A 24,885-nucleotide genomic window follows, 5' to 3' on the forward strand; every position below is an offset into this window, starting at 1 on the left:
CAAACAAAAAGATGAGGGAAGGCTCCCCCACCTTTAAACTTTTGCTATTCTTAAAGACCTAATAATTCAATATGTCTACCGATATGGCTAACGAGTGCCGCACGGTAGTCATCTTCGTGTTCGTCGAGTGTTTTAAAGAATTCATCTCTGAAAACAAATTCATCTTTATCGTCTTTAGCCGTTAAAATTAATCCATAAGTGACGTGGAATAATTGACGGGCTGCATCGTCATTCATATATTCTGCAAGTTGATCATCTGACACATTATCAAGTGAAGCGACGCTGTCTAAGTCTGGCGTTACATGGTAATACTTCAGCGCTTCTTCAAAGTTTTCGAGGGCAAATGTATGCATGCGTCTGTATAAACCAGGATTCACATTTGCAATCACACGAATTGCTTCAAGCCAGTTCGTTCCTGCAGTTTTCACGTGGAAAATCCCTTTTGTATATCTCGCGATAATCGGGAATACCATGAACTTATCACTGCCGGAATGGATACTTAGTTTGTAACCAAAGTGTTCTGCAATCAGAGCGTGCTCGCGAAGTTCAACTTCAAACTGTTCAACGTCTCCGATGTAGTCGATTCCCTTTTGGAATTCCCCGCAGAATCTTGGTGCTAGACTGACAACTGTCACGCCTCTTTCGATGAGTTCATTTGCAACGAAGAAGTGAGAAATCGGTGCTGTAACCGTTTCTGTTTCATCAATCGAAATTTCAAAGTCGATTGCGCGATCTTCCTTACTGATGTATTCATTATAGATATGTGTCGTGTATGTAATCGCTTCATCGTAAAGCAAGATGTTTCTCATCAAAGAAGCTTCGTCAAATGACAGCGATAAACCATTCACTTCAAATGTTTTGTTTAAATACTTATCGAAATAGCGTTGTTTGACTTCTTCAGGTACATTGTTAAATTCCTCAGCGATTACTTCATCAGATGCTTCTTCAATTGTTTTATCAATCTGATCCGAACAGTCCAGCGTAATCATGGATACGCCTAATGATAAAGCATATTTAATATCCGATTCTTCTTTAATATGGTCGCCGTCTGCACCGTAACCGCCTTTATAGCCTTCTTGGAACACTGCGAATGCAGCAGCGTCAAGCATATCTGTCATTGAACGATTTGTCAGTGTCAATTCGCGAATACTTTGCTGTGCAAGAACTGGTTTAATTTCTTTCCCTTTGACCGTTTCAATATGTCCTGGGGAAGCTAAGCCTAGGCGATCTCCCAAACCGATTGTTGCAATTTCAGTGCCAAATGCGCGTGGTGCTGTATAATCGAAATAACGGTTCAGTACGAGACGGTTTTCATAGGTTAAAGGACAAGCCTTCCCTTTTCCGCCGATGTCCGTGCCTTCTAAGTCGTCGTATAGTTGGCCATTACCTGTTGCTAGAATATATTTTTCCGCTTGATCTTTAACCATCAATAAATGGACATCATCACTAGTCGTGTGAGATTCTTTGTATACTTTTAGTCCAGCTGAGTCTGAAGCTATTTTTCCTTGTGCTAATAAATCAATCGTTGGTAATAAGTGCTCCATGAGATCAATCCTTTTTAGTTTATTTAAAAGTCATACTATTGGACAACAAGAAAATAACAACGTTGTTATTTATATGGTATCTGATTTATAATGAAAGAGCAAGAACATTCTTGCACGGACATAGGATAATTGAAAACGAATTCATCATATAGAAACGGGGTTTTTATTGCGTGCAATCAACGAAAGGCATATCGTATAGGCAGTTAAGTGCTTTTTTTATTCCCTTAGGGGTCTCGGCCAGTTTGACTTCAGTAACACATGTAATTATTAACGGAACATTGAGCAGGGGCGAAAATGCTGTTTTCATTATTGCATGTTATGCGGTTGCTTTGTCTTTGTTCGGGATAATTGAACGTCCCATGATTGTTTTCCGTCAAACTTCTTCTGCATTGGTGACCGATCGAAAGTCGTTTAAACTAATCGGCAAATTCTTCATATATGTTTTGGCCGTGACGATGCTATTAAGTGCCGGGGTGGCGTTTAGCCCCATAGGCGGTTGGATGTATACAAACATTTTCGGTGCTACGCCCGATATGGTAAAAGCGATTTCCGTTACATTTCAAGTCATTCTCTTAGTCATTATTTTTTCTGGGATTCGAGGGCTATATCAAGGGATTATTATTACGCAGTTAGCGACAAACTGGTTGACGATTGGGGTTGTTGTCCGTCTTATTGCGATGTTTATCGCGGCTTACCTATTTGTTCATTTCGATTATATTACGAGTGTTAGCGGAGCGATTATTTTTCTCGTAGGGATGCTTGTGGAATGTCTTGTTAGTGTTTACAAAGGGAATTTGTTTTTACGAAAAGAATTGAATGTTAAGGATCCTTACCAATTAACACAAAAAGATGTTTCTAAATTTTATTTTCCGATGATGTATTATTTTCTGCTTCAAACGATTCTTATACCCGTCATTTATATTTTATTGGCAAAATCGCATGATATTGAAATGGGAATTGCCTCATTCGCGTTAGCTTTTAGTATTACCAATATGATTCTGGGTTTTTTCATGTATACGCATCAACTCGTCTTGCAATTTTATGAACATAATAAACAAAAAGTGATTAAATTTCTGATTGTCGTTAGTATTTTACCAACATTATTGTTGTGCATATTATGCTATACGCCAGTGGGAATGTTGTATATGCGTGTGATTATGGGTGCGGATGAGGCATTGTCATTGGCAACAATCGCGGTGTTGAAGTTCTTTATTATTAAAACCCTTGTATTCCCTTGGGTGGATTTTCTAAATGGGTTTTTAATGCTGAATAGGCAAACCAATAAAATGCTGCTTGCTCAAATTGGAAATATTATTGTCGTGATCGTAAGCCTGCTATTCTTCGTTCGAATTTCGCCGCATCTAAATGGTATAAACGGCTCGATTGCCGCTTCATTGGGCGAGTTGGCTGGATTTATTATTGTTAGTTTTATTATTTATCGGATGAGTGACCGGTTTAGGGATAGGCAGATGTTGAAACAGTAACGTCGGTGAGTTAGTCTAATAAAATTAACCAAGTACTTGAATGATTTATTGTTCAGGTACTTGGATTTTTTAATATATCGTTGATTTCCGTTGCAGGCGGACGCTTTCCGCGGGCAACACCTCAGTCTCCTCGGCGCTTCGCTTCTGCGGGGCCTTCGGTTGATGCTGATTCCGCAGGAGTCGCCGCCCTCCACTCCAATCAACTATAGATTCTATTATATATAGAAAGTCATTTAATGAAATTCCTCTAATGTGTTGACTCATTTGTACTCAAGAGTAATAGAAAAACCAAATCTTTCATAACCTATAACTGTTTCATTACTATTTATTTCACGTACATCGCTAGTCTTGCTGATTCTATCATGCCCTCGCTAACCAATTTAGCCATTTCGTTTGCGCCTTTTTCAGTGAAGTGTGTGCAATCGGTTCCGTTTACTGAGATCATGTAAAGCTCTTTTGCGTTTTCATAGCCGATTGATGATAAATAGGCAATACTTCTTTCCATCAAATCAATAAGGAATACATCATTTTCCTTGGCCAACTCTTTCATTGCATTACAATAATCCTTGAAATCCATTAAAAATTCACCATTAACATAATGAAGTCTGCCTACAGGAGTAATCAGCACGGGTATTGCATTTTTGGCTTTGGCTGCGTTGATATACTGCTGTAAATAGAATTTATAACTGCCGTAAGGTTCTGTATAGCGTTCTGGTCGATCTTTTGTTGAGTCGTTATGTCCCATTTGAATGAAAAGGTAATCATTTGCGCTTATTTCTTCTGCTATTTTAGCTAATCTACCTTCAGTGATGAATGTTTTGGAACTTCGGCCACCTACTGCATGGTTTTTGATAACTACGTCGTCTGTTAAATAATCCGCGATAAATTGACCCCATCCCGCTTGTGGAAATTGTGTTGAATCATAATCACGGACCGTTGAGTCTGCAGCTAAATAGATTGCAACTTTATTTCTTGTCATGGATAAACCTCGCCTTCGGAAAAATAGACCAGGAACCCTTTATAGGTTCCTGGTTTCTTTGGTAATTATTACTTTAAAGAGCATCTTTCATTCCGCTATTAGCGATTTCCGTTCCCATTTCCGTTGTTGTTACCATTACCATTGCTGTTTCCATTTCCTTTACCGTTGCCTTTGCCAGGTGCCTTCTTCAATCCTTCAATCGCTTCTGCCAAAGCCACAATCGCTGCACTCAATTCTTCTTCTGTTGCAATCGTTTCTAGTGTTGCTTCCGCTGCTTCAATGGCTTCTTGCAATGCTGCAAATGACGATTTTGTATACTTTTTCTTGTCATTTGAAATCACTGTTGCTTCTGCAATCAATTCCTCTAACTCCGTTATATCAATCAAAGGGGGATCTTCTGGTCCAACGACTTCGTCAAATGTTGCCCAAATAATTGCCCACTGATTTTCCTTAACCGAAAGAATTCGACCTTTATGATCAAAAGTAAAGAGGTTCTCAAAACTTCCGAGAATGTCAGCGGAATGTTCAGCTGATAGTTCTTCTCCTGATTTATTTACCGTTCGTGTTCCGTTAAAGAGATAGTTTCGATCCGATCCCAACGCTGAAGGATAACTATCTTTGGACGTCCCAGACGTTTTTATGGAAATGAAACCGTTGATTGTGAAATCGGTTGCGATTCCACCATACGTTGAAAAGCCCAAGTTTGTGCCATTTTCAGCACTAATATTATTTTCAGCGATGACGCCCGGGTTACTGTTACTTGTATAACCGTACGTGCCATTACCAAAAGCAAGGCTGTTTTTAATGACATGCGGAACGTGAACCCCTTCCCCGCCGAGTTTGAATCCGTTTTTGTCGCCGCTGCCTACATGACCGTTCGACAATGTTCCATTATTAAATGCAATACTGTTTTCGATCAAAACAGCACCGATCGCGCCTGTGCCAACTTTCGTATACAAATCCCAACCATCATCGATATTATTGTAAGCAACTGTTCCTCTGAAGACGTTTCCATCACCAGAAGTTAATTTCGCCGCAAAACCATCCGCATTATTTTCAGCCGGATCACTATTGTCGAATGAAATACTGTTTAGAATCAGGTTATACGATGGCCATTTCGATTTGTCTTCTTCATATGCATCCGTACGGCTAATTTGCAGACCTGTATCGCCGTTTTCAAACGTCCTGATATTTTCAATCGTGTTGTGGCTGCCGCCTATTGTATACCCTTTTGTATTTCCGGCAGACCGTGCAAAGTCAATCCCTTCGACATGCCAGTAGTTCCCGCTATGCACGACGCCTTCCGATTTTTTATCAAAATCAATAAGCGGTCGTTCAGTTGCATCAGGGTCAGCAATCAAGTATTTCATCGCTTCTTTTGTTCCGTCATTAAACTTTTTGATTTCAAGTGGCGACGAACGAACATAATGACCTTCGAGGACAATAATTTTTTGTCCTTCCATTACGAATTCAATCGCGGTATCTAAATCGAGTGGAGATTCTTTCGTCCCGTGTCCCGCGCTTGTTCCAACTGGCGACACGTAAATATTGCCGTCCTCCGCATATGTTTTCATCGTTACCGTGAAGTTCCGTACAATTTTATTATAATTTGTTAAATACTGTGTATCGTCAGGCAAAAAAGCGATGCTAAAATTTGTATCCGCATTATCGTTAATAATCGTCGGTAAATCAACGACTTTTCCTGCTTCGACAACTGCATCTTCCACGATGATGTCTTGCCCTTTTTTAACCGTTACCGTTCCATTAACATTCGATTTAACGAGTAATGAATATTCCGTTTTGGAAACTTTGTCTAAAGACATCACTTCCAATTCAGGTGTTACCGCTCTAGCAGGAGGCGATACTTTTGGTGAATCTGTCGCTGCAGCCGTTACTGTTAAATCGATGTTGCGAACTTCAATCGTCGCTAAACGCGCTGTATAAAAACCGACGTACATTTTCCCGTCTTGCGTTGTTAAGATTTCAGGTTCATGAATGATTTCTTCTTGACCGTCATTTATTTTACCCGTGAAACCGCTATTCGTTTTTTCTAGTGTAAGTCGATAATTTTCTGCGGTATTATTCGCATCCGGCCTTGTTGGGTCCAACATGATTTTTTGGATGCCCTGACTGCCTTCCCCGTCAGAAGCGACTACACCCGTTCTCGCAAATAATTGTGTGCCCATCGGCTCGCGTGTTCCGCCGCTAAATCCGCCGATCGCGGCAATGTTCGAAGCAAAAACGCTTGAATCATTCGCGGGCCCGTTCACATCTCTCGCCATAATTCCGAAAGATTCTTGGCCATCATAAGGCGTTTTCGCAAATGCTTGCACTTTAATATCCGCCGATAAAACAAAGTTTTCTTTTTCAGCATCAAGCTCCGTATAGTAAAATGTGATTCCATCATGATCGCCTGTGATTTTCCCGCCGCCTTCAAGTGCGACAAGTTTAATCGCGCCATCTTCTAGTACTTCAATATAATTATTGGCTGTGGAAGATGATTGACCGAATCGGATTTGTTTCCATTCAGGTTCTACTTTTTCTCTTACAGTAACTTTATAATCGATTGACGCTAAGCCTGAATCAGCTGGAATTATGTTAATACTATATGTGCCGGCTGTTTGATTATCAAAATTAGCTGTATCAATCGTATATTCGGCTTCCGGCAAGATTTCCCGATCCGAATTATCATAGACTTTCGAAACGACTAATCCGCTACTTTCAAATTCATCGCCAATATAATAAGTAGTTTTAGGATAATTCGTCACTTCGATTCCTTCCACTTCTTTTACCTTTACAGTAACCGGGAAGGATACTTCTTTTCCTTTATGAAAAATCAATACTGTTTTAGTTCCCGCAGTTTCCGAATCAAACCCAGATACTCTTAGTTCATCCCTTGTTAACCGAACTTCTTTTCCATCGCTATATTTTCCATAGACCGCCAAACCTGCTAAATTTAGTTCATCTCCTATGAAATATAGCGTTTTGGTCGGTAAATCTCTGATTTCTAATGCTGTTATGTCTGCATCTTTAACATTGACATTAAAATCGATGGTTTGATCTGGTGTTTCCGTTGAGGTAATTGTTATTGGAAAATCACCCGCTTCTTCAAATACATACCCTTCTTCAAATGAAAAACTATATTGTCCGTCTGACAACTCTGCCGTTTTATAACCATCATTGTAAGTAGCAACAACTATTAAACCTTGAGGGTCAAATAAATCACCTTTGTAATAATCAATTTTTGCTGGGTAATATTTGATTGTTAAATCAGTAACCGTTAAAGCATGTATTTCAAGATCAATCGCCGCAGAGACGCCATTATAGTTAATCGCAATCCTGTTGGGACCGACTACACTACTATCGAATCCTGTCACTATATAATCTTTATCCGAGACAACTTCCGTGCTACCATCTGAAAATTCTGCAATAACGACAAGCCCATTGAGATCAAGCGTTTCACCAATCAAGTAATCAGTTTTCATATTGGTCGGATCGACAACTAAACTCTCTACCTTACGATTATCTACTTTGATTTCTGCATCGCTAAACGTAACTTCCGCATCCCTTGCGACAAAGACGCCTGCAAATATTTCATCAGAAAACAGGCTCTCAAGCACTTGCGGCTCACTATCTTCCCCGTTCACAGATACGACATACGTATCGCCCGACTTTTTAATCGTTAAGTCGTATTCGCTTCCCGTCGTCGGGATATTGCTATCAAATGGATTCAATTTTGTTTGTGTGCCATGCTTATAAAATCCTTTTACTGATTGATCTAAACCGCCTACGGCAACATAATTCGATTCATGACCGCTCGAATTTCTATGCGCGCCGATTTCGTCGCGAATCATTAGCCCGAAGGAGACTTGATTATTCGCTCCAAATTTGTGGACAGTGGCTTTCGTAGTAATTTCAAAGTTCGTGTTAGATGGTAATTCTTTATGATAGAAAGATAGTCCATCAACAGAACTAGAGATTTTACCGCCTGCTGCCGTTAAAGTTACAGAGCCATCCTCATTTATTACCGGGTCCGGGTTGCTATTATCACTCGTATTACTACCGAACACACTAAATTCCCAATCCCCTAGCTCAACTTCACCTTCAATTGCCAAGTTAACATTCGAATACTCAACTTTTGCGTTTCGTGCAGTGAAAAGCCCTGCATAATTGATATCGCCTGTAAAATCTTCAATCACTTTTACTTCATCGCCAATTTTAACAGTGACCAGATTTCCGCTCTTCCTCACACTCAACTCATAAACTGCGCCACTTGACGGAGGGGTAATCACATTGTCAAAATCAACTTTAGTTAATGCCCCATCTAATCGAGTGAATGATTTCATATTTTGATCAAGCGCACCTACAGCGACATAATCGCCGACTCCATATTCAATTCCATGCAGATAAGCATGAACATCATCGCGCAACATAACACCGAATGATACTTGGTTATTCGCATCGAAATGCTCCACTGTAGCGGTTGCGGTAATTTCAAAGTTTGCATCCGTCGGGACTTGTTTAAAATAATAAGCAATCCCATCTGAACTAGATGAAATTTTACCCCGGTTACCAGAACTTCTTAATACAACCGTATCGGTATTTTCTTCACTTTCCGTGATTTCAAAGTTATCCTTCGTTATTTTATCCTGGCCCCCGACATCGCCGAATACGGTTCCATGCCAATCACTATAAATCGTAGCAATTTCATTTGTTGGAATGATAGGGTCTTCAGATTGAGTTTCTGCCGCAACTGCCGTAATATTCATATTTGGTATCAATAAAATAAAAATCATAAATACAGCAAGTAATCGTCTATGCTTCTTCATTTGTAACCTCCTATGGATTGCGTTTCATAATATCGAACACTGTTCATAAAAAGGAACGAGAACCTTTAATACGATTCTCGTTAGTGATAGCGCTTTTATAAATTGATAAGTAAAGTTTTTTTAGTGCTTATTGGGACATCTCAAACTAAATCTCTCTTATAAATGAAACATCGACAATCTAACTAATAATAAACTAGCGTAGGAGCCTTACAAGTGGTAGCCAACCGAACAGCGAAGGGTTCGGTTTGTTTAATTTCTGCGCACTTTGCAGAAATTAAACAGGTTAACCTAAAGCAGTGGTCTTCTACCTGGCTTTTCGCGGGAGGCATCCACCAAGTGCGGAAAGATACAGTTCAATCTTTCCCTAGCGCCGGAGCGTTTTTTATGAGCAACTATTAATCTACAATAACCTCTATCAAACAAGTTACCCCACAAATATCCTCCTTTCATTTATTAAAACTTAACCAAGCCCTCCACCTTAACAGCTTGACCTGTTTTCAGTGAGATGTTGCCAGCGATTCCGGTTAGGATGGATGTTGCACCGTCGATATGTGATGCTGCTCGGTTGAATTCATCTTCTGCTGGTTCACCGAAAAGGTCTTGTAAAAGAATTGGATCTCCGCCGCCGTGGCCGCCCTTTCCTTCTACAACTTCAACTTCGTATGGCTCGCCGAACATCGGTAGAACTCTGACCGATTTCTCTTTCAGCTTGCCTTCATCACTTTTTGAACCACCGGAATTTATATAGGATTGTTCTCGAACTTGCACTTCGATTCTTCCTTTACTGCCATTGAAAGAAACAATAAAACCTTCCCAAGGTAAATACGCATTTAATGAATACGTCAAAATGGCTTTATTCTTATAAGTAACCATCACGCCTAATGTATCTTCAATATCGATGCCGTCCCCGAAGACGCTTTGATCGCGTTGGTAACCATCATCTTTTTCAGCATCTAAATACAAAGCTTTCAAATGATCATTCTCTTCTAATTGAATTGCAAATGGATCGCCCTTCGCATTTTCGCTACCATGTGCACGTTGATAAAACTTTGTTTCGCCGCGTGCTTCAGCATTCTCTTTACCGTAAAAACGAAGACCGCCTGTAGCATAAACCGTTTCCGGCGTAGAATCTAACCAGAAATTAACCAAATCGAAATGGTGCGTCGATTTGTGAACGAGCAAACCGCCGCTGTTATTTTTATTGCGGTGCCATCTACGGAAATAATCAGCACCGTGCTGCGTATCTAATGCCCACTCGAAATTCACCGAATACACATCACCAATCACGCCATCGCGAATCAATTCTCTGATTTTCGTATTGTGCGGTGCATAACGATAGTTGAAAGTTACACGAACTTCGCGACCTGTTCGGTTAATCGCATCGATAATTTCTTGTGTTTTCTCAGCATCTACTGTCATCGGTTTTTCAGTAATAACATCACAACCAAGTTCAAGCGCACGAACAATATATGTATGATGTGTTCGATCAACCGTCGTTACAATCACAATATCCGGCTTTTCGATTTCAATCATTTTATCAAATTCACTTGCTAAATAAGTATTGATTTTCGGGTGATCATATTTATCTTCTAATAAGCTATTTGAATAATCCATTCTCGTTTGGTTAACATCGCAAAAAGCAACCAATTGACAAGTATCTCTGTAATCTTCGACCATTGCTCCGTAGAAAAATTCAGCTCGACCACCAGTACCGATTAATACGTATTTCTTACTCATTCTGTCATCTCCTAAAATAATGTTATATATATAAATCTGTGATTCAGATTTAAATACCAAATTTACCTTGCTTCGATAACTTGATTTGTCGCTACAGCTTCATGATCAATTCCTTGCGAGATTTCCATTCTCCTCATCACTTGATACGCGGTCCACATAATAATATAAGCTAGAATGCTCACGCTAAAAAATGGGATCAAACCCGGAATCGTGATGACCGTGTAATATAAAGCGACAATTCCCGCCAGCATCAATAAAGTGAAATGAGGATGAGATGCTCCGAGAATGAGTGCATATTTCAAGTACATACTCTTTTTCCAATCATAATGCACATAAATCGGGAAAATATAGAGCAATACAATTGCGTACAAAAGACCAAATATAAACACGCCAAGACGCAGCAGATTAAACATTCCCCCAGTTGGCAGGATAACTAAATCAAAATAAATAATGTAACCGATTACAAACAAAACAACTCCGAAAAGCGTAGATTTGAAAAACTCGCTGCGGTATGTCATCCAAAATGTTTTAAATACCGGAACGTCTTTATCGCCCATTACCCATTTCCGTGTTACAGCGAAAAGAGCGATCGTAGCAGGCATGAAACCAAATATACCTAACCCGAGTACAGTGAACATAATCCACAATAAATTTACATAAGCCAATCTAGAGATGACCTCGCACACTCTGAAAAACTTACCTGTTATTCCTAGTAATTGCATTTGCACGACCCCTTTTTAATCCAATAATCATTTCTGGACGAGTTTGTTTATAATTGAAAAAGCTATCTCTTTCTCATCAATGTATTTCGGAATAATCGCGACGAGTTCAATCGGTTCCGATTCATTATAATAAACATCAAAGTTAATTACTTTTAATGCGTTATCATAAACTTCGACTTCCTCAGTAATTTCACCATCCGCCAATAATGCTTCTAATTCAAAACTTGTTAACTCAATTGTATTGTCTTCATTTCTAAATTCGGTTAAATCATATAATTCTTTGGAATCATAAACTGCAGCTAAAAATTCACGGTCCATGATTAATATATCTCCAGCATGACTAACGATTTCGACAATCAATCTCTCAGCGACTGGTGGATACTGCGAAATTTTAAGTTCCAAATCAGTTGGTAGTTCACTTTTTGCGAGCCCTTTCATTTCTTCCAATGCTTCATCGGGCAAAGATGAAAAGACGAGTATATCAAAACTATTTTCTTCTTTCTGGCATCCTGTTAACAATAGCAATAAAATAATTGCCAATAAGATAGACATCGATTTTGACTTGTTACTCATTTAAAACACTCCTAAAATTATGTACCTAGTATAAAATCAGATTATCGCATCCACTGTATCACGTCTATAATCATATAATGTGATTAGTCTATAAATGTTAATTTATCAACGTTTTCAGACAATGTTAGAAAATGATTATGTCGTAATCTATGAATATTTCAATTTATTTGTTGGGAGCTCAAATAAATTATATATTTTAAAAGTTATGTATGATACAATTTATATAGCAATGTTTAAACTCGCCTACTTTCTGAACACGACCTACAATATCCCGAATATGAAGGGGGGACTATTTTGACAAAAAGCAGAAAGAAATTTTTCATTAAATTGCTCTCATTCATTACGATTATCGCCACATTTCCCGTCTTGATTGTCGGGTTATTTTCATACTTAAAATCATCGGACATTATTCAATCGAATATAACAAATGAAAAAGAGCAAAGTGTTTATCAAATTCAAGCAAACTTTGAACAAGTCCTTCAAACGGTGGATCTTTCAGTGACGAACTTTGTCACATCCTACCAACTGACAAAAACATTAAATGAACCGTTATCAGCAAGCCAGTTTCAACTTTACAATCAAACAAAGAAGGAAATCAATCTTCTCCAACGATTTGATGGCGGAATGGACGACTTCTTATTGGTGAGTACTAAAGAAGGTTGGCGCATCAATAATAATGGTCTTAGGAGGCTAAAACCTGGTCAAGCCGAAAAACTCATTGACCGTTATAGTCATTTATCCTATATGTCCTCTTGGATAATTGAAGATAAGGATGAAGTTTTTTTTGATTCAACAGCTAACTCGTCGTGCAAAACATATATTAATCTAGTTAAAAAGTTGCCGCTTAATAATAATGATAAAAGCGGAATTGCGATTGCTTACATACCGATTTGTTACTTTGAAAATTTGTTAAAGAATAATCTCGATTCAGAAACGATTATGGTATTGGACGAAAACTATCAAGTAGTCGGGCATAGCGACTTTTCAAATATCGGCAAAGACTTTTCTGATCGTCCATTTACAGCGAAACTAAGCTCACAAAAAAGAAATGTTGGACAATATAATGCCAGCAATGATGGAAGCGATTACAAAGTTATCTACCGTAAATCCGATTACAATAATTGGACTTACCTATCCATCATAAAAATAAGCGAGTTGAATAAACAATCTCGTTCTATTGGTTGGTTCACGTTTATCATTAGTTCGGTTATGTTTATCGGCATATTGATTTTTGCACTCATTGCATCACGTAAACTTTATGCCCCGATTAATAGACTCACAGAAACATTGTCCGACTCCTTTTCCAATCATATCGAAAGCGGTAAAAATACTGATGAATTTGGTATCATTGAAAGTCAAATTCACCATATGCTCGAACAAAATGATCAACTTGAATCCAAGTTGCAAGGACAAATTGTTCAGCTGAAACAATTTTTCATGAGCAGACTTCTACAAGGTAACTTGACGACAGCCGAATTGCCGGCTAAAATGGAATCGTTTAATTATCCAAAGTCCTGGAAAGGTTTTTCTGTTCTAGGAATTCAAATTGATTCATTAGATGATCAAAAAAATCTAGTAGATAATGAGGATTTATTGCTATTTGCCATTAATACGATGGTCGAAGAAATGATTCCCCAAACGAATCGAATGACACCGATCGTTGTAAACAGAAGTCAAGTGACGATACTCTTTAATGAGCACGAATCTGAACATGAATTTACTGAAAGAATTACGTCGATTATCAAAGAAATACGCGAACGAATCGACAAAGAGTTAAATATATCCGTAAGTGTCGGGATAAGTAAAACCTATACCGATTTAGTCGATGCGCATCTGGCCCTGAAAGAAAGCCGAGAAGCTTTGCGTTACACGTTGAAGTTCGGTCCAGGATCGATCATCTTTTTCGATAAACTTCAAAGAGAATCGAGCTTCTTCACCTTCTACCCTAGACAAATTGAAAACGACTTATTTAATTCAATTAAGAATGGCGATAAGGCTGAAGTCGATGAAAACTTGGATAAGCTACTGGAATCATTATTCGATGAGCAATTGAGTAATCGGCAATTTGAAATCGCAATTGTCCGCTTGTTAACAAATCTAATTCAATTAACCGAGACTCTTGGTGTGAATGCGCTGGAATTCGAAAAACATAAATCTTTATTCGACCAATTATACGAATTCAGGACTTTGCCGGAAGTCGTCAACTGGTTTAAGAATATGATTATTTATCCGATGATGAATAAAGCTGAAGAACGCACACAGTCTCAATACAAAAATATATCGGATGAAATAATCCACATTGTACATCAGGAGTTCGATTCTGATTTAACGTTGAATTACATTGCGGATAAATTGCATTATAATGCGAATTACTTAAGCAGCATTTTCCGGAAAGAAACGAATATGTCCTTCAGTGATTACTTAACCTTATTCCGAATCAATAAAGCGAAAAAATGGCTTGAAGAAACGGATATCACCGTTAAAGAAATTGCTGAAAAACTTAATTACAACAACTCTCAAAACTTTATTCGTTCGTTCAGAAAAGTTGAAGGCACGACCCCTGGAAAGTATCGGGAAAGCAAAAGAAATCACTAATGAAAATGCCATCATATGAGGGGGCTCTCCTCCCCTATGATGGTATTTTTTATTGTATTATTCATTTGCAAGCTGCCGTACCAACCAATCATAGGATTGTTCGCCGCAAATTTCATGGCCGCCCTCGAATATATGAGATGCTAATGCTTCTTCTGCATTAAATTCTTTATATATTGAAGTCAATTTTCCTAAGGCTAGAGAAACTTGATCTAGAGGAAATAAATGATCCGCATTTCCCGACTCTATGAAAAGCGCTCTCGGAACAATCAATCCGATTAAATCAGGCATCTTGGCGTAGGTTAATATTCCAGGTATGTAATTATCTAGACAATGTCGCCTGTCCATAATACTTCCTTTGAATGTGCTCGTGTAGCCGCTTATCACTGTCGCTTTCAATCTTTCATCAAGAATCGATGTGAAAGCAGCAACTAGTCCGCCGCCGGAAATGCCCATGCAACCAATAAGATTTTCATCCACATAATCCAATGTTTGCACAAAATCAATCAAGCGTCGGCATTCCTGAACTCGCAACCCCGGTAAGGTTTTTCCGACTAATAACAATTGACTCGCAATCATGTAACAAGAGTTATCCGTTGGTAATCCTTTACCCTGATCGGCCTGTAGTTTGCGATCTCCGAATCCGACCAATTCCGGAACGACTACGACAAAACCTTTGTTGACAAGCTCGACCGCGAACTCTTTATGATACCCCTCTTCTGATCTCTTCGAATAGTCGGAATTTAAACCAACCGCTTCCTTACTACCGTACCCATGACCATGGATCGTGACAACAGCCGGAAATTTCCCGTTGTTCCTCGACTTTGGAATTAATACATAAACAGGCATTCTTAGCGGATTAATTGTCGTAATTTCAATACGCATCCTCCAATAAGCGCCCATGTCGGATCTTTCAAGCAACAATGGATTTAAAGGTTCTTTTTTATCATCAAAGTTTCCTAAAGACTTGCGGACCTTTTCTTTCAAACTAGTTTGCCAGTCCGCATTGTATATAGTGGAATGTTGATTAACACATTCCTTATACAAACTCTCTAAATACAAATCAGCAGACCACAATTTAATTCCTCCAAACTGAATTTGTACTATCCACTTATATGCAAGCGTTTTTTAGCAATCCCTCCCTTAACTACCCCCATATAATTAAATCTATAGTTGATTGGAGTGCAGGGCGGCGACTCCAGCGGGATCAAGCGGAAAAGATGGAGAAAGAAGTACACTTTCTCCTTAGGTGAGACCCCGCAGGCAGCGCAGCGAAAGCCGTGACGAAGAACGGCTTTTGCGACCTAAAAGCGTAAGCGTTTGGGAGCACCGGATGTAAGACCGCAAAATTATACAAATCGAACTCTTCGTTGTTCGATTGGCTCAGCGCTCGCCCGCAGGAAAGCGCCGCCCGGAACGGAAGTCAACGGCATCGGATACTTTTCCTATTCCCCCTGCGCTAACTGGACAGCTCCATTATCGTGAATTAATTATCGACATTATTCTTTAATAGATCCCAATAGTGCACCCTTTGCAAAGTGTTTCTGCAGGAACGGGTAAACGAGTAATACAGGAACTGTTGCGACTACGATGACTGCCATCTTAACTGATTGTGATGGCGGTGGTACGTCTGTGTATTCTGCACTGTCGTAGTTCATGCCGGTAGCCAAAACAACAATTTGACGAAGTAATACTTGAACAGGCCATTTTGCGGCATCGCTCAAGTACAATATCGCGTGCATATACGTGTTCCAATATGTAACCGCGTAAAACAATGAAATCGTTGCGATTGCCGGTAATGAACATGGAATGATGATTCTAAATAAGATTCCAAAGTCATTCGCCCCGTCAATCTTAGCTGATTCCTCCAAACCATAAGGCAGGTTCTGGAAGAAAGTTTTCAATATAATCATGTTAAAAACGTTAATTGATACTGGGATAATTAGTGAAGCCAATGAATCTAGCAATCCCGTTTGTTGAACAACGATAAACGTTGGAATGATTCCACCGTTAAATAGCATCGTAAAGATAATGAAGAACATAATATATCTTCTTCCTACAAGATCTTTACGCGATAGCCCGTAAGCTGTTAATGTGGATAATAGCATGCTCCAAAGCGTTCCCGCTACAGTTACAAATATTGAAACCATAACAGATTTCACAACAGTATCCGTTGAAAAGATATATTTATAGGCACTTAATGTGAACTTAGTCGGAAATAAGAGGAACCTCTTCTCTGCTATTTCTGCTCCAGTTGCAAACGAACTACCGACAACGTGAATGAACGGCAGTATCATTATTAAGGCTAAGATTGTCAGTAATGTGGCGTTAATGATATTAAATATGCGTGTGCCTATTTGCTTGTCACCAATCATTTTTTAATCCTCCTAAAAAATTATTAATAAACTCCTTCTTCGCCGTTCTTTTTCGCTAACCAGTTAGCAAAAACAACTAAAGCGAGACCGACGAATCCCTTGAAAAATCCAACTGCTGTTGCGTAACTGAATTGACCCTGTCTGAGTCCGGCAACATAAACGTAGGTATCAAAGATTTCTGCAACATGTCTATTAGTTGAGTTCATCAATAAGTAAACATGTTCAAATCCTAGTTCAAGTACATCACCGATTTTTAGGATTAATAGGATTACAATGACACTCTTAATAGCAGGCAGCGTAATATGCCAAATTTGTCTAAAGCGATTCGCGCCGTCCATTTTAGCAGCCTCATATAATTGAGGGTCAACTGAAGCGATTGCAGCAAGGAAAATAATTGTTCCCCATCCTGCTTCACGCCAAATGATTTGCAAGATATACATCGGACGGAACCAAGTAGAATCTAGCAGGAAGTTAATAGGTTGGAAACCGAAAAACTCCAACACGCCATTAATGATTCCGCCATCAAGCGTTAGTAGAACATAACTGATAGAAACGACAACAACCCATGACATGAAATGGGGTAAATAAATTAGCGTTTGAATCGCGCGTTTATAATAATTTCTTCTAACCTCGTTTAACATTAATGCGATAACGATCGGAATCGGGAAGAAGATAAATAACTGCAAACCAAACAATATGAGGGTATTTTTTAAAATCATCCAGAAATCTGGCGAAGAAAATAATCTTCTAAAATGTTCGAATCCTACCCATTCACTACCAGAAATACCCAAATACGGTTTGTAATCTTGGAAAGAAATAATCAATCCGTACATCGGCACGTACTTATATATAAACAAATATATAAGTCCTGGAGCGATCATCAAATAAAGCAATTTATTCTTCGCGATTTGTTTTAATAATTTACTTTCCTGTTTAGGCTTGCTTTTAACTACCTCTCGTGTCGCAACCTCGCTACTCATACTCATCACTCTTTCTGTAAGTAGATGTATATTAATTTCCTATAAAGAATAAAGGAAGCCCACTAAAGAACTGGTCTTCCTTCACCTTTTAATTATCTAGAAGCGTTGAATTCTTCAATAATTTTGCTTCCGCCTTGTGCTTTCCACTTCTCGACTTCAGCGTCAAAACCAGCTTCGTCGATTTCGCCTAACATGTAGTTGTATGTTGCATCATTGATGATTTCTTGCAATCTAGCACCGTCTTTAACATACGTATCTGAATCTAACGTTATCGTAGGGTCGTGAATTAAGTGCTTATCATTTTCTAGTATTAGCTCTTCAACTTTTTGTCTTGGCTCATAATTGTGTTGTGATTCATATCTTCCGTTAGTTGCTGGTTCGCCGATTCCCAACATATTGTAAGCGAATACTTCTCTTTCGATTGTATCTTGATCATCGCCAACAACCGCAAAACCGTTTTCAACTGTATAGTGTTCACCTTCTACACCCCATTGTACGAGGTTCGAAAATTCTGGTGTCATCATTAGATCGAAAAATGCTAGAACGTCTTTAAGTTCTTCTTCTGTCTTAATTGCAGATTTAGGGAATACGATTTCGTTGTTATATCCCGGGTTAGACCAAACTGTAAACTCGCCGCTTGGACCTGCAACATAGTTGTGAACGTCATACTCTAAATCAGGGTTGAGCTCCATAGCATCGTTATACATGCCTAGCACATCAACCATAGCGCCTACATACATGCCTGCTGTTCCATTTTTAAACATTGCTTGCTGATCTTCTTTACTTGTTACAGGGAAATCCTGGTTCATGAATTTATTATCTCTTAACTTCTTAACAAAGTTCATAGACTCTTTGTACTCTGGGAACATGAATTCCGGTAATAGTTCGCCGTCTTTCTCGCCCCAGTTATTTGGAGTTCCGTGCCATGACGCAATTGTCTTGAAGACTCCGAAGACTAAATCGCTTCTATCCGTTAAACCGATTGTGTCATTCTTACCATTTCCGTCTGGATCATCTTCTGAAAATGCTCTTGCCATTTCATAAAACTCATCTACAGTTTTTGGTGCTTCTAGTCCAAGCTTATCTGCCCAATCTTTACGATAGATAAGTCCTTGTCTAGAAAACGGACGACCTTGATATAATGAATACACTTTTCCGTCTACCATTGTGTTCTTAACAACTGTTTCATTCAATTTAGCTAAATTCTTAAACTCATCAAAGTAAGGTCCGATTTCCCAGAACTGGCCATCGCGGATTGCTTCTTTAAACTGAATAACCTGGTCCGCACCCATAGTAACCGCTTGCGGGAATGTTCCTGTAGCGAAAGCAGTATTCAACTTATCACTATAGTTGTTATCCGGAACCCATTCGATGTCTAGCTCAACATTCGCTTTTTCTTCAAGCAATTTTTTAAGCTTGTCATCTGGAACTTCCGCTGTATGAAGCTTCGTCATGATCGAAATCTTTGGTTTAGCTTTTTCTTCAGCCTTGTCTGTTGCGCCGTCTTTCTTGTCTGTGGAACCGCCTTCATCGTTACTGCATGCAACTACAACAAGCATTAAAACCATTGAAAATAGTACTACCAACATCTTCTTTAACTTCAATTCATCTGCACCCCTTTTGGTTTATACATCTTTTTCTGTATTGCCTTTTGGAACTGTCCTCATCATAAGACAACTCTGATAATTTCGTATATAATCAGTTTCTTATCCAACCCGCAAACCTTGTCGTATCGACATGATAACGCTTACAACCTAATGATATGATTATCGTTTTTATGTAATTAAACCTACCTTTCGGGAAAATTGGCAATCAAAAATGAAAACGTTGTTATATTATGTTACATTATTATCAATGACGAAATACGGAAATGGGTGATTATAAATGAACGTGACAATAAAAGACATAGCTAAAATCGCAGGTGTCAGTTATTCAACTGTTTCCAAAGCGCTGAATAATAGCCCCTTAGTAAAAAGCGATACAAAAGAACGAATTGTCGCTATCGCAAAAGAAATCGGGTATGAACCTAATTTTGCTGCTCAACGACTTGTTTCAAAACAGACGAAGATTATCGGTTTGATATGGCCGACAATTGAACGTGTCGTTCTTTCCACGTTAGTTACTAAAATTAGCGATGAAATAAATAAAACACCCTACTCCATGATTCTCTCCGTCGATCCTGTGCAAGCTTCTTTGGAGACATTTAGGCGGTTCCAGGTAGATGGAATTATTTTATTCGAGGAAAATGTAGATGTTGCGGTCGACCCAAGTTCTACTCCCTTATTATCGTATGGAGTAGCCAGAAAAGGACCAGCCAATTATCCAATTATTGATGCAAATCATGAACAAGCCATGTATGAAGCCGTCAAATATTTATACGCTTTAAATCATGCAAATATCGCCTATATCGGGGACTTTTCCCCTACGGACCCGATGCAGGTGCAAAAGTACAAAGGATTTGTCAAAGCAATGAAGGATTTTAACCTTCCTGTCGAAGAACATAATCTTATTAACACATCTGGATTGGATTGGTACGACGGCTACACCGCGACAAGGAAGTTTTTAAGCCTTCCAAATCGACCGACTGCAATTGTCGGCGGGAGTTATGATATTAGCGGCGGGATTATTCGCGGAATTAAGGAAGCCAATCTCGATATTCCAAAAGATATCTCCATTATTAGTTATGACAACATCCCCCAAATGGAAAACATGGAAATCCCACTGACAAGCATCGGCGTCCCCGTCGATAAATTAGCAATTGAAATCGTCCAATCGATGATTAAGATTATTGAAGAAAAAGAAAGCCAACCAGTCGTTATTAAAATGACACCTGAATTGACGGTTAGAGCTAGTTGTAAATAAAAAAACTAGGCAGTGTACATTAAAAGTCCTACTATTATATAAATGAACTAAACAGCAAGAAAGGCGGGATCTTCATGAAACGGTTTATCTATTTAGTCATTACAATGCTTATCATTATTTTCGTTAGTATGTTTGGCGTAAGGGAATGGGTAGCAATGAATAAGGAAAATCCCAAAGAAATGGATTCAGATACAGAAAAATTGAACGAAGAAAATTGGATTGGAGCGTGGACGGCCAGTCTGCAGGCTCCTTTTGAAGATGGAATTTCTTCGGAAGGATTTGAAGATCAAACTCTCAGGTTCATTGTTCAGCCACATATTGATGGTGAAAAGATACGGATTCGTTTATCCAATGCATTTGGCACTGACCCATTAACGATTGATGAGGTGTATGTTGCGTCTTCAAAAAATGGGGCTGATACTGTTCAGGGCACGGATAGAAGACTCACCTTTGAAAACGATGAAAAAGTAACGATTCCTCCAGGCGAGAAAGTCTTTAGTGATCCAATCGAGTTTAAGGTTAGCAATGAAGAAGTACTTGCCATAAGTATTTATGTTCATGATAAAACCGGACCAGCCTCTTGGCATCCCCGTTCTATTCAAACAAGCTTTATTTCCTCAGGCAACCATGCTGCAGAAAGTGATGCTTCCGTTTTTGGAAAGGAAGTCGAAGCATGGTTTTGGCTGGATGGGGTCGATGTTATTCCCGATTCCGCGGTAAACGGAGCTGTAGCTGCAGTCGGAAGCTCGATAGCGAACGGAAATTATTCAACGTTAAATAAGAATCGGCGATGGCCTGATTTTCTGGCAAATCGTTTCAACGAGGAAAATTCAGAAGTCAAGATGTCTGTATTGAATGCAGGAGTCTCTGCAAATCAATTGCTCAACAGCCCCCCAGAGAAAGGAGAGCATGTATTGGCCAGACTCGATCGCGATGTTTTCAGCCAATCGGGATTGACGGCTCTTATTTTGCATGCGGGGCTAAATGATATACGACACCATCCCGAATATAGTGCCGAAAAAATAGTTGGAAGAATGAGAGAGGTCATTAATGCAGCACATGAAGAGGGCCTAAAAATCTATGGTGCAACATTAACACCATTTAAGGGATCCGGGATGTACACAGAAAAAGGTGAAAGAACCCGGCAGGAGGTTAACAGCTGGATCCGCACTAGTGAAGAGTTTGACGGAGTGATCGACTTCGATAAAGCGCTGAGAGATCCGGATGAACCAGTACGCCTCCTTTATAAATTTGATTCTGGCGACCATTTGCATCCAAATGATGCGGGCTATGAGAAAATGGCTGATTCGATTGATTTAACGATGTTTAAATAAAAGGTTTTTAATATGTTGGATTTTGTAAGGTATAAACTAAAAAGAATGGATTTGCGAGTGAAAGCCGTCTAGAACTAGGCGGCTTTTTACATACTGTTGTTGTTAATAATTTTTGCTTGCACTTATAAGTAGTTTGCTTGCACTCTGATGGGTTTTGCTTGCAGTTTGAATTAGTTTGCTTGCACTTGCATGACATTTGCTTGCACTAAAAGGATGTTGCTTGCAAGTCGGAACCTTCTACCCGCCCCGAAACTTACAATCAAGCTACTTCGCGGAGAAAATAATTAAATAACTCTCCTTGTTTAGTGATATCAGCGGTTCAAATAAAAAAAGAGTACTTGAATAATGATCCATTCAAGTACTCATAAAAGTTATTAATTTCATTCCACCGAAATATAACAATCATGGTTCTGTAATATAGAAAGAACATGATCATATTCGGATTCTTCTACTTCTAATTTCAATAAATGGGTCGGATTGGCGTCTTCTCCGCGGAATACATCTTCATCGACGACAATCGGCGCATTTGCACCAATCGGTCCGACGCTTCCCGGCATTCCTGAACCTCCGATGTTTGTCGGAAAGAATGGCGTAAACATCCTCGTATCACTTTCTTCGCCCATTTCATCGATAACCAGATTCTTCACTTTCGCTGTTTGCAAACTTGCACGTACGGATTCGGCATCATTTTCGCTCTTTAAATAAACTTCTACACTTCTAGTCATTAGGTTCATCCCCTATTCACTTATAGTTTAAGTTATATACAGGATTCCCCAATATAAGATGTGTAAACCAAATGTAGCTCCGTACGAGATGAGTTTACTTTAACCCTTTCACTAAAAAATCTTGAATAATTTCATTTTGAATTGCCGGGTGGCAAGTCAATGAACAATCGTTTTTCAGCATATTAACTTCCCCGCCGCTTAAGTTAGTTGTGACCGCGCCAACTTCATTCGCGAGAATCATGCCGCCTGCAATATCCCACGGCGCAAGATTCATCGTTAAGTACCCGTCTACGATTCCCTCTGATACATAAGCCAGTTTTAACGCCGCTGAACCATACGCACGAGCACCGCGAGCCTTTTCAACTAATTGTTGCACAACCTTTTCATCGATCACGCTATTTTCACATAACCACTTATGATTCAATCCAAGCACAGCTTCTTCAAGGTTAAGATCTTGTTTTAACGGCGACAGCTTTTCATCATTTTTATAAGCGCCTTCATTTCGTTTGGCACTATATAGAACATCCGCCATGACATCGTAAACAAAACCAATTTCACCGATGCCTTGATGGAATATTCCGATTGAAATCGCGAAATTTCTTCGTTGTTGCACAAAATTCATCGTGCCATCAATCGGATCCACAATCCAAACCGTGCCGTCCAACGACGTAACGTCATCGCCGTACCCTTCCTCACTAAATAACAAATGGTCCGGATACGTTTTCCGAATATTTTCGGCTAAGAAATACTCAGTTTCTTTATCAACCGTCGTGACAAGATCCTTTGCATGCGCTTTTGTTTCAATTGTCATGGGATCATTAATCTTTTGGCGAATCAATTCACCAGCCTCATATACCCACTGTTTTGCATGTTCATAGATTTCATTACGAACAGCAATATTCATATCCATATCCCCTACCTCCAAGTTAAACCGGTTTATGCTTCTGCATATTTCTTTCTTAAAAACGCGATGCTATCGTTAATATGCGGTTCTTGCGTGTTTTCTAAAAGTACGTTCATGAAAGGTTTTTTCGGTTTGATTAATTTGAAAACAGCATCGTAATTTAATAAGCCTGTTCCTACCGGCACCATTTTAATCCATCCGTCCTCAATAATAAAATCTTTTGCATGCATAGCTACCATTCGGTCACCGAGTAAATCCATTGCTTCTTGGAAAACTTCTTCTTGACGGTGGTAGTTATCCGGATCCAGGAAGTTTGCCGGATCAAAGATCACTTGAAGATTAGGCGAATCAATACTATCTAAAAGTCTTCTCAATTTTTGCGGCGTATGGACAGGGTGATTGATGCCCCCTTCGATTGCGACGATTACGCCGAATTTTTCAGCTTCTTCCACCAGTTCGCGCACGCTATCAACGACATCGAGGAAAGGTTGTTCTTCGAAATTATCTGTCGTATAACCCATTTTTTCATGAACGTTTCCAGTTTCCGTTCCGACGATGCTGCAGCCAAAGTCTCTTGCGAAACGAATATGCTCTTTAAAGCGGTCCAATTCTGCCTGTCTTTTTTCTTTATCCGGATGAATCATATGGATATAGCAACCCAATACAGCAATTTGAACATTCTTTTCAGCAAACTTGCCGCCAATATGTTTAGCGAAACCTGGACTCAAACTTCCTAAGCTAGAGTTGATATCTTCGAACGATTTTCCTAAAGCGAGTTGTACAGCCGCTAATCCTTTACCAGCGATTTCATCGACTAACCCTTCAATCGTTTTTTGATTGTGAATATCATGTGCGCGTATTCCAAGATTTAATTCCAAAATAATCCCCTCTTTACTATTATTTATGTGCTTAAAACTGTCAAACGACCAATCACGACTTTGAAACGACTAAAGCAGGCCAGCAAACGACTAAAGTTACCAGTCAAACGACTAATACACACCTCGATGCGACCAATACCCGCTCTCAAACGACCAAGGCCGGTCAAATCAACTATTAAATAAACCGTATCACTGCCCGTGATACGGCTTATTCACTTCTATTTTTATCCCGCATTAACGTGCAGTAAAATCCCAAGTTCGGGGATTAACTGCCCCTAAATGCCCGATTGGTTCAACTAACAATCAGTAAAGAAGAATTGAACTACATTCTTCCCAAAGAAGAATTGAACTGCATTCTTCCCTGGGG

At 39.3% G+C, this 24,885-nt stretch carries 17 protein-coding genes; 4 read left to right on the plus strand and 13 right to left on the minus strand.

Annotation, left to right across the window (positions count from 1 at the left end; translation table 11 throughout):
• Positions 1-50 precede the first annotated feature (50 nt).
• Positions 51-1,544 (minus strand): tagaturonate epimerase family protein, encoded by a 1,494-nt coding sequence (locus tag G8782_RS06285; protein WP_172370013.1) that lies wholly within the window; start codon positions 1,542-1,544, stop codon positions 51-53.
• A 242-nt stretch (positions 1,545-1,786) separates the two neighbouring features.
• Here G8782_RS06285 and G8782_RS06290 point away from each other — a divergent pair, with 242 nt between their 5' ends.
• Complete coding sequence (locus G8782_RS06290) at positions 1,787-3,028, plus strand: multi antimicrobial extrusion protein MatE (RefSeq protein ID WP_172370014.1); 1,242 nt, start codon at positions 1,787-1,789, stop codon at positions 3,026-3,028.
• Between the two features lie 325 nt (positions 3,029-3,353).
• Here the strand turns inward: G8782_RS06290 and G8782_RS06295 are convergent, their stop codons facing one another.
• The 5 genes from G8782_RS06295 to G8782_RS06315 form a co-directional block, all read right to left on the minus strand.
• A complete protein-coding gene (locus tag G8782_RS06295; RefSeq protein ID WP_172370015.1) occupies positions 3,354-4,007 on the minus strand; it encodes a rhamnogalacturonan acetylesterase in 654 nt (217 codons plus the stop codon).
• Between the two features lie 98 nt (positions 4,008-4,105).
• Complete coding sequence (locus G8782_RS06300; protein ID WP_246231554.1) at positions 4,106-8,836, minus strand: bacterial Ig-like domain-containing protein; 4,731 nt, start codon at positions 8,834-8,836, stop codon at positions 4,106-4,108.
• Positions 8,837-9,289: 453 nt separating this feature from the next.
• Positions 9,290-10,573 carry a Gfo/Idh/MocA family oxidoreductase gene (locus G8782_RS06305; protein WP_172370016.1) on the minus strand — a complete coding sequence of 428 codons (1,284 nt, stop codon included), beginning with the start codon at positions 10,571-10,573 and terminating at the stop codon, positions 9,290-9,292.
• Positions 10,574-10,635: 62 nt separating this feature from the next.
• Positions 10,636-11,295, minus strand: coding sequence for a YesL family protein (locus tag G8782_RS06310; RefSeq protein WP_172370017.1), 660 nt, complete (start codon positions 11,293-11,295; stop codon positions 10,636-10,638).
• 27 nt (positions 11,296-11,322) lie between these two features.
• Positions 11,323-11,868: a hypothetical protein gene (locus G8782_RS06315; protein WP_172370018.1), complete on the minus strand. Its 546-nt coding sequence runs from the start codon at positions 11,866-11,868 to the stop codon at positions 11,323-11,325.
• Positions 11,869-12,162: 294 nt separating this feature from the next.
• On the opposite strand from G8782_RS06315, the gene G8782_RS06320 reads away from it, so the two are divergent.
• Complete coding sequence (locus tag G8782_RS06320; RefSeq protein ID WP_172370019.1) at positions 12,163-14,463, plus strand: helix-turn-helix domain-containing protein; 2,301 nt, start codon at positions 12,163-12,165, stop codon at positions 14,461-14,463.
• 57 nt (positions 14,464-14,520) lie between these two features.
• On the opposite strand, the gene G8782_RS06325 is transcribed toward G8782_RS06320, so the two are convergent.
• The 4 genes from G8782_RS06325 to G8782_RS06340 form a co-directional block, all read right to left on the minus strand.
• Positions 14,521-15,537, minus strand: coding sequence for a dienelactone hydrolase family protein (locus G8782_RS06325; protein ID WP_172370020.1), 1,017 nt, complete (start codon positions 15,535-15,537; stop codon positions 14,521-14,523).
• Positions 15,538-15,959: 422 nt separating this feature from the next.
• A complete protein-coding gene (locus G8782_RS06330; RefSeq protein ID WP_172370021.1) occupies positions 15,960-16,835 on the minus strand; it encodes a carbohydrate ABC transporter permease in 876 nt (291 codons plus the stop codon).
• Positions 16,836-16,858: 23 nt separating this feature from the next.
• The gene (locus G8782_RS06335) at positions 16,859-17,815 is read right to left on the minus strand and encodes an ABC transporter permease (protein ID WP_172370022.1); all 957 of its coding nucleotides are present in this window, start codon (positions 17,813-17,815) and stop codon (positions 16,859-16,861) included.
• A gap of 92 nt (positions 17,816-17,907) precedes the next feature.
• On the minus strand, positions 17,908-19,404 hold the full coding sequence (locus G8782_RS06340) for an extracellular solute-binding protein (protein ID WP_172370246.1): 1,497 nt from the start codon (positions 19,402-19,404) through the stop codon (positions 17,908-17,910).
• Between the two features lie 295 nt (positions 19,405-19,699).
• On the opposite strand from G8782_RS06340, the gene G8782_RS06345 reads away from it, so the two are divergent.
• Together G8782_RS06345 and G8782_RS06350 are read left to right on the plus strand one after the other, a co-directional pair.
• Positions 19,700-20,677: a LacI family DNA-binding transcriptional regulator gene (locus tag G8782_RS06345; protein ID WP_172370023.1), complete on the plus strand. Its 978-nt coding sequence runs from the start codon at positions 19,700-19,702 to the stop codon at positions 20,675-20,677.
• Positions 20,678-20,751: 74 nt separating this feature from the next.
• Positions 20,752-22,011 carry an SGNH/GDSL hydrolase family protein gene (locus tag G8782_RS06350; RefSeq protein WP_172370024.1) on the plus strand — a complete coding sequence of 420 codons (1,260 nt, stop codon included), beginning with the start codon at positions 20,752-20,754 and terminating at the stop codon, positions 22,009-22,011.
• Positions 22,012-22,391: 380 nt separating this feature from the next.
• Here G8782_RS06350 and G8782_RS06355 read toward each other — a convergent pair whose 3' ends face one another.
• From G8782_RS06355 to G8782_RS06365, 3 genes are all read right to left on the minus strand, one after another.
• A complete protein-coding gene (locus G8782_RS06355) occupies positions 22,392-22,736 on the minus strand; it encodes a hypothetical protein (RefSeq protein ID WP_172370025.1) in 345 nt (114 codons plus the stop codon).
• 94 nt (positions 22,737-22,830) lie between these two features.
• Positions 22,831-23,646 carry an inositol monophosphatase family protein gene (locus tag G8782_RS06360; protein ID WP_343034983.1) on the minus strand — a complete coding sequence of 272 codons (816 nt, stop codon included), beginning with the start codon at positions 23,644-23,646 and terminating at the stop codon, positions 22,831-22,833.
• Positions 23,647-23,672: 26 nt separating this feature from the next.
• A complete protein-coding gene (locus tag G8782_RS06365; protein WP_172370026.1) occupies positions 23,673-24,518 on the minus strand; it encodes a sugar phosphate isomerase/epimerase family protein in 846 nt (281 codons plus the stop codon).
• Between the last annotated feature and the right edge of the window lie 367 nt (positions 24,519-24,885).

This window comes from Sporosarcina jiandibaonis (genome assembly GCF_013184495.1).
Taxonomy (GTDB): Bacteria; Bacillota; Bacilli; order Bacillales_A; family Planococcaceae; genus Sporosarcina; species Sporosarcina jiandibaonis.